This is a genomic window from Peptoniphilus pacaensis, assembly GCF_900088125.1.
GTDB classification, from domain to species: domain Bacteria; phylum Bacillota; class Clostridia; order Tissierellales; family Peptoniphilaceae; genus Aedoeadaptatus; species Aedoeadaptatus pacaensis.
This window is the reverse complement of record NZ_FLQT01000003.1, coordinates 307419-319267: the sequence shown is the minus strand read 5'-3', so window position 1 is coordinate 319267 and position 11849 is coordinate 307419. Positions and strand designations below refer to the sequence as shown.

General features: G+C 49.9%; 10 protein-coding genes and 1 pseudogene. 7 read left to right on the top strand and 4 right to left on the bottom strand.

The window, feature by feature from the left end; all coding sequences use genetic code 11:
- Positions 1-4 precede the first annotated feature (4 nt).
- Positions 5-3139 (top strand): zinc ribbon domain-containing protein, encoded by a 3135-nt coding sequence (locus BN7444_RS01605; protein ID WP_068454828.1) that lies wholly within the window; start codon positions 5-7, stop codon positions 3137-3139.
- A 64-nt stretch (positions 3140-3203) separates the two neighbouring features.
- Here BN7444_RS01605 and BN7444_RS09615 read toward each other — a convergent pair.
- Positions 3204-3290, bottom strand: a pseudogene (locus tag BN7444_RS09615) (hypothetical protein); the annotation flags it as partial.
- A 116-nt stretch (positions 3291-3406) separates the two neighbouring features.
- Between BN7444_RS09615 and BN7444_RS01600 the strand changes: the two are divergent.
- Genes BN7444_RS01600 through BN7444_RS01580 form a run of 5 tightly spaced genes read left to right on the top strand, consistent with a single transcriptional unit; the run spans position 3407 to position 6688 of the window.
- Entirely contained in the window at positions 3407-3979 is a 573-nt protein-coding gene (locus tag BN7444_RS01600; RefSeq protein ID WP_068454826.1) for a hypothetical protein, read from the top strand.
- Positions 3980-4037: 58 nt separating this feature from the next.
- Entirely contained in the window at positions 4038-4814 is a 777-nt protein-coding gene (locus BN7444_RS01595) for a hypothetical protein (RefSeq protein ID WP_068454823.1), read from the top strand.
- Complete coding sequence (locus BN7444_RS01590; protein ID WP_068454820.1) at positions 4798-5511, top strand: hypothetical protein; 714 nt, start codon at positions 4798-4800, stop codon at positions 5509-5511. Before BN7444_RS01595 ends, BN7444_RS01590 begins: the two co-directional genes overlap by 17 nt.
- A 9-nt stretch (positions 5512-5520) precedes the next feature.
- Positions 5521-6159 (top strand): ATP-binding cassette domain-containing protein, encoded by a 639-nt coding sequence (locus BN7444_RS01585; RefSeq protein ID WP_068454817.1) that lies wholly within the window; start codon positions 5521-5523, stop codon positions 6157-6159.
- Positions 6143-6688 (top strand): hypothetical protein, encoded by a 546-nt coding sequence (locus BN7444_RS01580; RefSeq protein ID WP_068454814.1) that lies wholly within the window; start codon positions 6143-6145, stop codon positions 6686-6688. The genes BN7444_RS01585 and BN7444_RS01580 overlap by 17 nt, the downstream gene beginning before the upstream one ends.
- Positions 6689-6737: 49 nt before the next feature.
- Here the strand turns inward: BN7444_RS01580 and gorA are convergent, their stop codons facing one another.
- Positions 6738-8087: a glutathione-disulfide reductase gene (gene gorA, locus BN7444_RS01575; protein WP_068454811.1), complete on the bottom strand. Its 1350-nt coding sequence runs from the start codon at positions 8085-8087 to the stop codon at positions 6738-6740.
- A 74-nt stretch (positions 8088-8161) separates the two neighbouring features.
- A complete protein-coding gene (locus BN7444_RS01570) occupies positions 8162-9175 on the bottom strand; it encodes a YeiH family protein (protein WP_082941206.1) in 1014 nt (337 codons plus the stop codon).
- A 100-nt stretch (positions 9176-9275) separates the two neighbouring features.
- Between BN7444_RS01570 and BN7444_RS01565 the strand changes: the two genes are divergently transcribed.
- Positions 9276-10136 carry a LysR family transcriptional regulator gene (locus tag BN7444_RS01565; RefSeq protein ID WP_068454808.1) on the top strand — a complete coding sequence of 287 codons (861 nt, stop codon included), beginning with the start codon at positions 9276-9278 and terminating at the stop codon, positions 10134-10136.
- Between the two features lie 130 nt (positions 10137-10266).
- Here the strand turns inward: BN7444_RS01565 and BN7444_RS01560 are convergent, their stop codons facing one another.
- Positions 10267-11649, bottom strand: coding sequence for an alanine/glycine:cation symporter family protein (locus BN7444_RS01560; RefSeq protein ID WP_068454805.1), 1383 nt, complete (start codon positions 11647-11649; stop codon positions 10267-10269).
- Positions 11650-11849: the final 200 nt, after the last annotated feature.

Here is an 11849-nt window from a genome sequence, read left to right as displayed (position 1 = left end):
TGTTGTGAAGAGAGTTTCGATTTTTCTTTTAAGCCTCGTCATGGCACTGGCGCTGGCCCGTCCCGCCTTTGCCTTGGTGGACGGGGCAGATTTGGACTTTAACGCCTATAACAAAAAGGTAAACGCCGGTCCCGGCGCCTTCTATCCTTTGATCAAAAATACCTTTTACGACGGAAGCGGCAATTTGCGGCAGACCTATGGCGGCGACTATTCCGGTGACGACGTATCGGAAGAGCTGCCGGGAAAGACGCCGGTGGAATTTATTTCTGCCTACGATATGGAAAACGACAGGGAATTTTTGGGCTATTGCTATCGTGAAAACGGCAGCGAATACTACGACATCTACGCTCGCATCGGCGGCAAGGCTAAGCGCATTTTGCATTACGAGCACGCCGATTACGTGAATCCCTTCCGCTCCTCCCTGGAATGCGTCATCACCCAAAGCGGAAGCAAAAACTACATCGCCTTTACCTCCCGGAACAATTTTCCCGCCGACGAGTTTGACGACGCATACGACGCTGATGACGACGCCTCCGAAATGACGGAAGCTTACGTCTTCGACGGCAATTGGAATCTGTCGAAAACCGGCGACATCAAAGGGGAGCAGATCAGCGAAAATGAATTGCCCTTCTACGAAGACAAGCAGATGGTGGCCAATTGCTACGATCTTTTGGTGGGCTACGAGCGCATGCAGGCGAAGCCCGCGGAAGGCTACGAGCATTTCTTCGGCGACGCGAGCCCGGAGGCCGTAAAGGAATTCGAGCTGGCCCTGGCGCCCCTAATCGCCGGGGGCAAGAAAGAGGGCAAGGTAGACGCACAGTTTCTGCCCGGCTTAATCGCCGTCGCCACTTATTACGGCAATAGCGAGGAAGGCTTCGCAGGCGATGCCGACGCCAAGAAAGTTTACGGCGATGTGGCGGAGACGGTGAAGGGCATCGAAAAAGGGGATCCCAACTCGGCGAATTTGGAGCTCGAGCCTTATGCGGATTTCTATAAAAAATATTACGATGCTGGAATCAGCCACGGTTCCGAGGGAGCGAAAGATATATTCAACGGTCCGGCGAAGATGAGCTTCGAAGGTGACAAGCTTCACTACCAAGTCGAGGGCTTTTCCGACGCCGAGCCCGTGGCGGTTCATATCGGCGAAGTGAGCGCCTATTACGATTACGCCATCGTCACCGTGGACTACGTCACCTACAACCGCTTTTTAGGCACCGACGCCGCTGCCGGCAATTACTGCCGCCGCAACGTGCTGGTAAAGAAGGAGCGGGGAGAAGACGGCATCCGTTTTATTCCCCTGTATATAAACAGAGAAGGCTATACCATGGAGCAGGCCCAGGAGATTATGGGCTATGACTTTAAGCCTGTCTACACCTCGGGCATCGATTTTCAAATTTTAAAAGAAATGGGGCCCGACAGTTGGTTGGATCTTCTGAAAATAAAGCTGGAAGAGGCGGGTTACACTTCGGGGCAGCTGGTGGATGTGGACCAATGGCGCATCGCTAACTTCGTCGCCGAATGCAAGGCCATGCCCAAGAAACAGATGCTGAAAAAGCGCAGCTTCGTCATCGACGGCAAGGCCGTGGCCGCCATGGAAGACGATCGTGAATTGCCGGAGGATTTTAAAGCCTATTTGCAGGAGCTGGGCATTCAGATGAAAGACAGCTACGGCAAAGCAGCTCTTTATATCGACTGCTCCAAGAGCCGGGGTAGGGGCGTGGAATTTTACATTAAAAATTTGGACCCGAACACCTTCCCCGATTATTTGGTCATCAAAAAGGGCAAAAAATTTACCTGGGTCATTCCCAAGGCAAGCCTGTTTAACGACGCCTACTACTATTTGAATCGGGAAGGGGATGAGCTGGAGCTGGAGGTGGCCATCGGCGGCAAGAAGTCGGAATACGTGCCCTTAAGCTTTCTCTTCCTCGGCGATAAGGTGAAGGCCATGACCAAGGGCGGCACCCATTTGAAGCCCGGCAGGAGCATCGACGGTGATATGGCCTTCGTGCCGGCAAAGGCAGGGCTCTACACTCTGTCGAAAGAGGAAGTCGACGACGCCCGATCGGGCTACGCCCTAATGATGAACCGCGCCCTGGAGAGCTACTCCCTGGGCGAAAACGGATTGAATCGCCTGGCCCTGGCCAAGGTGCTTTCCTACACGCCCCTCTCCGCACCCCTTGTGGACGTAGGCGAAATAAAAGACGGGGGCAATCAGGCGAATCTGCTGAAGGGACTCGTGGCCCGCGGCGTCTACGGTTTGGATCAGGGTAATGTCTATCCCAATGCCGTGGTCGGCGGGGAAGATGCCAAGCGCATCGCCGAGCCCGCAGCACTGAAGTTCGGTGCAGAGGAGGCGGATTTCCTCGAGCAGTTCAGGCAAGAGGGTGGCCGCACGAATTTCTTAAACGAGTTTGAGTCTATGGCTGTGGAATGTGCCGCCATGGCGGCGAAGGATGTGGAAAAGGGCGATCAGGCCGTGTTCCTGGACAGCACCACGCCCGACGACGAGGCATTGGACTCCTACCACAGCATCGTCGGCGTGACGGGCTTCTCCCTACTGGCGGACATGATGCACTTCCCGGGCATTTTGTGGCTCATCCTCATTCTGCTGATCCTGTGCTATATCCTTTTGGCTCATTTCGGCAAGCTCCCTGTGCGGTACAATCTCTTCCTGTCGGAAACGCGGCTTCGGCTGAAAGAAAAGCTTCGCAGCGTCTTTGAGGCAAAAAAAGAAGAGATGCATCGCTCTGCGGAAATGCGGCGAGAGTCGAAGGAGGCAAAGCGAAAAGAGAAGGACGCTTCCGAGAACGAGGCCGCTTTCGACGAGTCGACCGCCGAAGAAGAAGCGGCTAATGAAGCCTACATCGATGCCCTGATCGCAGAGGCGGAAATGAAAGAGGCGGCAAAGAAAGCGGAAGAAGAGAAGGCCCGTAAAGATGCGGAAGAAAAAGCTCGCAAAGAGGCTGAAGAAAAGGCCCGTAAAGAGGCGGAAGAAGCCGCTCTCGCCGAAAAAGTGAAAGGCGAAGAGCAAAGCGAACCGGATGATTCCGTCGAAGCGGATAAATTCTGTCCCCGCTGCGGCAGCAAGCGGGAAGCGGGCGCCCTGTTCTGCGGAAAATGCGGCCGCAGCTTCAACTAAAAGTGAAAATAAATTCATTCGGACAAAGAAAAATCCTCTACCTATGCGGGTAGAGGATTTGTTTTTATCTCATAGTGACCATTTCCTCGGCGCTGGTGGGGTGGATGGCCACGGTGGCGTCGAAGTTGGCTTTGGTGGCGCCCATTTTTAAGGCGACGCCGAAGCCTTAAAGGCGAGCAAGTAAAGAAAAGCGTCGGGATGCCGGCGCTTTTTTGTATGCGCATGAAGTTTAGTATCATCTTCCCGTTCATGAGAAAGAGATCTGTTATGGGAAGAATTAAAGAATCGATATCAATTATATTGACGGATAAAAAGTCCGGAGATACAATGAATACTGTAGAGGTGGGGTGGTGGCGAGTTGGTGTAAAAAGGGAAAGAAAACCAGGTAGAAAATTAGGTTATGTCGCCTTGCTTAGTGTAATGATGATGCCTCATATGGCACAAGCGGCAGTGTTTAGCGAAGCATTTGTTTCAAATAATTTTGTAAAAGCGGAGACGCCGGTTTATGATACGCGTGCGGCCGGTGGGAATACCAAAGATACAGCATGGAGTTTTACATTACGATCCGGCAGCACGAACTCCTATACGACGGCACGAAAAAAGACCAATAAAACGGCAGCTTATGTACGCGTGAAAAGCTGTGGCAGACTTTCCGTGGTAATCAGGATTTGGATTCCTAATACCAATTGTAGAAAATACAGAGTATCTAACGGCGATATTAAATATTTGAGTAATGATGCGCCGGTTGGCAGTATAATTAAATTAGCCGTTGAAAGCGGTAATGGGGGTCAAATGTCCGCCACCGGCGTTTGGAGTCCAAATAACACCTCTGGATATTAGTAAGGTTAAATACATTTAATTAGGGCAAAGGATTTGGCAATTTTTTTCGGAGGATTTTATGAATAAATCGTACATACACAATCAACTCTCTCGCTGTTTAAAAGATAAGCGTATTATCATTGTCTTTTTATATACTGCCGTCTTATTCGCAATTCAAATTATAGCAAAGAGTGATGAGGGTCTATACGACGACAATCTGTCCAACAATCTTATGCTTCTAAATTATTTCGGCGTGGGGGCAAGCATATACTATACATTTTTGATTTTTTTCGCTCCCTTTACGGCATCTGCCATCTACAGCGATGATCGGAGAAAAAACATGGACAGCATATTGATCAGTCGCATGGGCAGAAAATCATACATAAAAAATACTGTTGCGGTCACCGTCATTTTGGGTGTTCTGACCGGGCTCTTCCCCCTCGTTTTTCACGACCTGCTAATGGCTCTCGTCTATCCCTTTCGTTATGCTCAGGATATTTATTTTCACGCCATAAGCTATCGTAGTGGGTTTCTCTATACGTCCAATCCCTATGTGATTAATCTGCTGTTTTATTTCTTGTATGCGCTCTGGTGTACTTTCTTTTCTCTCCTGACCCTCGCCGTAAGCATGGTCAGTCGCAGGCGTTATTTTGAAAACATTCTTCCTTTTGCTGCTTTTTTCTTGCTCTGGACTGTAAATATGCGATTTGCAGATAAAATTTACAGTATCTCTATGTTTTTTCCTACAGTCTATATGACGGAACAAACTTTTATTTTCAGCTTGATTTTTCTGTGTCTCTCCATACCTGTTTGCCTACTTTTCATAAGGAGTCGGAATCGTGAAGACAGCATTTAATGAATTGCGGCGAAACGGTAGAGGGAATAAGATCTTCTTAATGGCTATCTACCTGATCTTCGTGGCTTTTTTAGGGCGGCAGTTTTTTACCGATTTTGAAGGTGGCGGTCTCTACGCATTGGAAGACTATAAGAAAGTAGCAGGAGAGATAGGGACTTTCTTTTTGGTAAGTAGCCTTTTTCTCGCTTATGAATACAACATTTTGACAGCGGTTCGCTACAAGAGTCGGTGCGTGATTTTGCAGTATCATCTTTTGAAAATTTTCTTGCCGGCGTTTCTTGTGAGCGTCACATCCGTCCTTCTTTTTATGGTAGCGGGCTATGTGCAGGGCTTTTTTAACGGACATTATGTTTCCGCTGCTCTCTTCGGGTTGATGCTGGCGGTGCAATTGATTTTGAGTCTTTCGGCTATCGGCTTGTTGGGCTGTTTGTTTAACGTATGGGTGAGAAACGAATTTTTAGGCACGATTTTCGTCTTGACTTTCTTTACCTTTAACAGCTATCGTACCTCGGTATTAACCCGCGTTGTCGGGCTGTTTACTTACAATTATCATCAATTTTATTTATTGAAATTTTTACTTATACCGGGTGGGGCGATGACCTACACAACGATAAAAAGCTGCGGATTGTTATTTGCCATTGGGATGCTTTCTTTTCTTGTGAGTCTGCGGGTGAAGAAGATAGATTTTTTGGATTAGGAGAGACCTATGATCGTATCGTTACAAAATGTCAGTAAAAGAATCAAAGGGAAGATTATTTTAGAGAATATTTCTCTGGAGCTGGAGCGGGGAAAAATCTACGGAATTTACGGTGTAAACGGGTCAGGAAAAACCATGCTCTTGCGTGCTATCGCCGGACTGATGGACGTGGATTCGGGTGTCATTTTCGTGAATGGGGAGAAGCGCGTCTACGGCAAAGCACCGGGTATCAACATTGGTGTCGTTATCGAAAAAGTAGACTTTTACGGAAATTTGGCGGGTTGGGAGAACCTCCGTCTATTAGGAGAGGTTCGTGGCCCTTTTGATGACAGCGAGACAAAAAGGCTAATTGATTACTTCGACATGGATCATTACATAGACAACGAAGTAAACACCTATTCCTTGGGGATGAACCAAAAACTTGCCATCGTTCAAGCCCTTATGGAGAAGCAGCCGCTTGTTTTGCTGGACGAGCCGACCAATGCTTTGGATGAAGATTCCGTGGAACGCCTTTACGCCCTTTTAAGTGAATTAAAGAGGGCGGGGCGAACGGTGGTCGTGGTATCCCACAAGAAGGAAGACTTGCGTCAACTGTGTGACATGCGTTTTAAAATGAGCGAAGGGAGATTGTATGGGGAAGAAGAATAGTGCCAAAGGAATAAAAATTGCCCTGCTCCTGCTTGCACTTTCGGCTGTAGTACGGATCGTCTACATCAATTTACCCGTCAATGTGCCAAAAGAGAATTCCATTTACACCATGCACAAAATTGGCGAATCCGTAGATTTAGGGGAAGGAAAGTTTTTCACTTTACTAAACTGCGAGCCAACGCAGGACGCCAAGTATTTAGAAGATAGCGGGCTGGATCCAAATGAAAACGTGCTGATTAAGATGACAGTACAAACCAACGTAAGCGATTTGGCAACGGCCTATCGTTTTAAGCTTTACGATCAGTACATCGGCATGTGTTATTTTTCTGATCCCTACGATATAAAGGGAGATACCGCCACATTCGATCTTGTTTTACACATAGAAAAAGATATGATTCAATTTCTTCGTGAGCACAATCGCCCGAGGGACCTATACGTCTTCGTTAGTCCCGGTCTTGATATTCATAAAAAAGAAACCATTAGTTGTATAAAAATGGATTTAGATGATATTTTAAAAAACAATAAATAAAAAACATGGAGAGAGGAAGCGTCCTTTCTCCATGTTTTTGTTTGACGAGTTAGCGCATCGTGACCATTTCCTCGGCGCTGGTGGGGTGAATGGCCACGGTGGCGTCGAAGTCGGCCTTGGTGGCGCCCATTTTTACGGCGACGCCGAAGCCTTGCATCATTTCGTCTACGCCGTAGCCCATGGCATGGGCGCCGACGATTTTTTCCTCATCGCCTGCGCAGACGAGAAGCATTTTACATTGTTGGGGGTGACCCGATACGGAGGAGCGCATGTCGGTGAAAGACGAGGTGTAGGTCTTAATGGCGTCCTCGCCGTATTTTTCCTTCGCGGCCTTTGCCGTGAGGCCCACGGTGCCCAAAGGCGGGTGGCTGAAGACCACGGTGGGTACATTAGCGTAATCCATGTGGGCGTCTTTCTTTCCTCCGAAGAGGCGATCGGAGAGGCGGCGGCCGGCGGCGATGGCCACGGGGGTCAGATCCAATTTGCCCGTCACATCGCCGATGGCGTAAATTCCCTCTTCCGCCGTGCATTCATAGGCGTCGCTTACGATGCGGCCTTTCTCGTCCACTTCCACCTTGGTGTTTTCCAGGCCCAGGCCTTCGATGTTCGGCGTGACGCCGGCCACCCAAAGGACTTTTTCAAAGACGGCGGTGCTGTCGTCTTGGAAGGTGATTTCGATGCCGCCCTCCACTTTTTTAAAGCTTTTCGACGAGGTTTCGAAGTGGATGTTCACGCCGCCCTTTTCCAGCTCTTCCGTGACGGCGTCGGTAATAAAAGGATCGAATTTTCTGAGGATTCGATTTTTTCTTACGAGAAGATGGGTTTCCACGCCCATGCCGGCCAAAAATCCGGAAAGCTCCGTGCCGATGTAGCCGCCGCCGATAATGGCGATGGTTTTGGGCAGCTCGTCCCATGTAAAGAAATCGTCGGAATAGTCCACCAGCTCCGCCCCGGGAAGCTTGCAGGGGTTCGGGTGGGCGCCGGTGGCGATGGTTATGTGATCGGCGGTATATTCTTCGCCGCCCACGACGACGGTGTGAGCGTCTTTAAACCGGGCCTTGCCGAAGAGCTTGGCGACGCCGTTGTTTTCCAGGCCCGATTCGAAACTGTTTCGTGCACGGCTTACATAGCCCATTTGAGATTCCCGCAATTTTTTAAAATCAAAATCCCAGTCGCCGACCTTGTAGCCGTAATTGCCCGATTCCTTTTCCAGGGTACGGCGAATGCCCGAGGCGTACCAGAGGATTTTTTTCGGCACGCAGCCCCGGTTCACGCAGGTGCCGCCGTAATCTTTTTCTTCCACAATGGCGACCTTGGCGCCGTATTGCGCCGCCCGATTGGCCGTGGCGCTGCCGCCGCTGCCGCCGCCGATGACGATATAATCAAATTTATTGGACAAGATAAACTCCTTTCACAGATAAAATAGTGTATGAAAAAAAGAGGATACGATGATCCTCTTTCACTATACCCATTTTATACGAGGCCCATGAAATATTCAACGCCGATGGCCACGATGACTACCAGGGCGGAAATCACAAAGCCGTGGAGCATGGGGCCGGTGCCGGAATTTTTCATGTCCTTTAAGGACGTCTTCAGGCCGATGCCGGCGAGAGCCATGACCATAAGGAATTTGCTGATGAGCTTAAAGCTTTGACCTACGGCTTCGGGAATAAAGCCGGCGGTATTAATAATCGTAAGAGCCAAGAAGCCCAGGATAAACCAGGGAATGACGTGAGTCAGGGAGAACTTCGCCTTTTCGTGTTTGTGTTCCTCTTTGGATTTCAAATGGGCACTGATCAAAGCGAAGGTAATGACCGTGGGAATGATGACCAAGGTACGGGTGAGCTTTACCATGGTGGCGAAGTCCCCGGCGCCGTCGGAGAAGGCGTAGCCCGCCGCTACCACCGACGAGGTATCGTTGACTGCCGTGCCCGCCCACAGGCCATAGGCCATGTCGGAAAGGCCGAGCGCGTGTCCCATAAGGGGGAAGGCGACGATCATGACCATGTCGAAAATAAAGGTGGCGCTCATGGCATAGGCGATGTCCAAATCGTCGGCTTCAATGACCGGGGCGATGGATGCGATGGCGCTGCCGCCGCAAATCCCCGTGCCGGCGGAGATGAGATTGGACATCTTCCAGTTCAGTCCGAAAAACTTGCCGGAGAAGTGGCCCAAACCGAAGCAGGTCAGCAGGGTAAAGACCATGACGGAAAGGGACAGGCGGCCCACTTGAAAGACCGTGGCCATGTTCAGAGAGGCCCCCAGTAAAATAATGCCCAGCTTCAATAATTTCTTCGAAGCGAAGGTAGCGCCCTTGGTCACGGGATTGTCCGATTGCAGGAAATGATTGATGATCATGCCGATAAACAGGGCGATGACCGACGCACTGATCAAAGGCATAGGTAGTTGACTTTCGATAAATTTCGAGGCGGCGGCGATGGCCGCAGTTAAAAGCACCCCGGGAATAATTGCTTGGATGGTTTTCAAATGATTGCTCCTTTCTTCGTGTATTGATCATCTCATAAATCTAAGATAAAATAAAATTATAATTAATTATAGAGCAATAACGAAACGATATGGAGGAGCCGTGGATATTCGATTGACTACCTTTTTGGAAGTTTTGCAAACGGAAAACTATACGAAGGCGGCGGAAAATTTGCACATCACCCAACCGGCGGTGACCAAACACATTCGCTCATTGGAAGAGGAATTCGGCGGCGTGTTTTTTCGCTACGACGGCAAGAAAATGATCCCCACCGACGACGCCCGCCTCTTGGAGCACTACGCCCGCAGCCAACAGAAGAGCTACCGAGACACTAGGGACGCCCTGCAGAAAGAAAAGGCCCGCACCGTGCGCATCGGCCTCACGAAGACCTTGGGAGAATACGCCTATGCACAAAAGCTGGTGGGCTTTCTTCGGGGCAGAGCCAACGACTTCGTTCTCACCGTGGACAATACGGAGGCCCTCTTAGACCTGCTACGCAACGCCCGCTTAGATTTTCTCATGGTGGAGGGACAGTTTGCGAAAAACGAATTCGACTTCGCCGTCTTGAAGGAAGAAACCTTTACGGGGATCTGCAGCGCCCATCATCCCTATGCGGGCTGTAGCCTTTCCGTGGAGGATGTGGCGGAGGGTTGCTTGGTGGTGCGGGAGAGGGGGAGCGGCTCCCGGGAAATTTTAGAAGACAAGCTGCGCTACAAGGGCTATGAGGTGCGGGACTTTAAGCGGCTCATCACCTCGTCGAGCCTGACTTTGATCTCCAATTTCGTGGCGGCGGGGGTGGGCATCTCCTTCGGCTACGAGAGCATCGCGAAAGACGATCCCCGCCTGGCGACCTTTCACGTGGAGGGAATTACGGACCGCCACGAATTTTCCCTGGTGGCGTTAAAGGGTACCGGCGGCATGGAACTCTACCGGCGCCTGAAGGAAGGGGCAGTGGAACTGTAAATCGACGAGATGAAGATAAAACGAATCGAGAGAGCGGAGGCTTTCTCGATTTTTTTTTATGTCCTTCCTTAAAAAGGCAAAAAGAAAACCCCCGGCCGCGCCGAGGGTATCTTTAGCAGTTCGAAATGAGTTATTTCAATTTCAATAAGTGTTCGTATTCTTCAGGACCCGTCCGTTTGCGGTCGTCGGCAAAGAAGTCTTTGCCCAATGCGACGACGACGCTGGAAAGTCCGATGAGGCCGATCAAGTTCGGGATGGCCATTAATGCGTTTAGGATATTGGCAACGGTCCATACCAAGTCTAAGTTAATAACACAACCGACGAAGATCATGATGATATAGACGAGTTTGTAGGGTTTGCCGATGCCTGCGCCCAAGAGGTAGCGGGCGGAAGTTTCGCCGTAGTATTCCCAACCGAGGATGGTGGAGAATGCGAAGAGCAACAAGCCTAAGGATACGATGTATTTACCTAAGCTCAAGTGCATGGAGAATGCCGTAGCGACGAGAGCCGATGCGTCGGTAACGCCATCATCCAAAACGCCGGATGTAATAATAACCAAAGCGGTAATGGTACATACGACGAAGGTATCCAAGAAGACTTCCGTGACGCCCCACATCCCTTGACGGGTGGGGTGGTCGGTGGATGCCGATGCGTGGGCGATAGGCGAAGAACCTAAACCGGCTTCGTTGGTGAAGACGCCGCGGCTGACGCCGTTGCGCATAGCCAACATAATGGTGTAACCGATGACGCCGCCGCCCACTGCCGACGGATTAAATGCGCCGACGAAGATAGCACGGATGGCGAAGGGAAGCATACTGGCGTTGGAAATAATAACGATTAAACCGCCTACGATGTAGAAAGCTGCCATAAAGGGAACGAGCTTTTCGGTTACCTTGGAAATGGATTGGATCCCGCCGATAATAACGATGGTGGCGAGAACGGTAATGACCACTGCGGTGATCATCGGGGGAATGTTAAAGGACGATTTCAATGTACCGGCGATGGCGTTGGATTGAACGGAGCAGCCGATACCGAAGCAGGCGACGCCTGCTAAGAAAGCGAAGCATTTACCGAGCCAGGGTTTCTTCAAACCGCGGTCCAAGTAGTACATGGGGCCGCCGGCGTAGCCGTCCGGGGTCTTTACACGATAAGCCACGGACAAGTTAACTTCCGAATACTTGGTACACATACCGAAGAATGCGGCAACCCACATCCAGAATACGGCGCCGGGACCACCGCCTAAAATAGCGACCGATACGCCGACGATATTACCGGTACCGACTGTTGCGGCCAGTGCCGTGGACAGTGCTTGGAAAGGAGTAATAGCCCCTTCTTCAAGGTCGTGCTTTTCAAACATTCTACCCATGGTATTTTTCAGGATATACCCGAAATGTCTTGCTTGCACAAAACCTGTACGTACAGATAAGATGATGCCTGCTCCGACGAGCAATACCATAAGGGGAACGCCCCATAAAAACGCATCAATCTTACCTAATACATCTGCAAAACTCATAAGTCACCTCCGAAAATAAGTAAGAATAACTGCTTGTAAATACATTATACACGGTTTTTTAAAAAATTAAAGTCTCTTTTTATAAAAAGTCGCCTTTTTCGTAAAACATTTTTTTGTCAAGAAAGGACGGTTGTAAAAATCTGGCACGCAAGCCGTTATTTTGATATAAAATTTTAATTGAGAAGGATTTCATGGCCGTC

Coding starts and splice junctions, on each gene's coding strand:
- BN7444_RS01600 (WP_068454826.1), top strand. CDS start 3,407: ATGGGAAGAATTAAAGAATCGATATCAATTATATTGACGGATAAAAAG.
- BN7444_RS01595 (WP_068454823.1), top strand. CDS start 4,038: ATGAATAAATCGTACATACACAATCAACTCTCTCGCTGTTTAAAAGAT.
- BN7444_RS01585 (WP_068454817.1), top strand. CDS start 5,521: ATGATCGTATCGTTACAAAATGTCAGTAAAAGAATCAAAGGGAAGATT.
- BN7444_RS01580 (WP_068454814.1), top strand. CDS start 6,143: ATGGGGAAGAAGAATAGTGCCAAAGGAATAAAAATTGCCCTGCTCCTG.
- BN7444_RS01560 (WP_068454805.1), bottom strand. CDS start 11,649: ATGAGTTTTGCAGATGTATTAGGTAAGATTGATGCGTTTTTATGGGGC.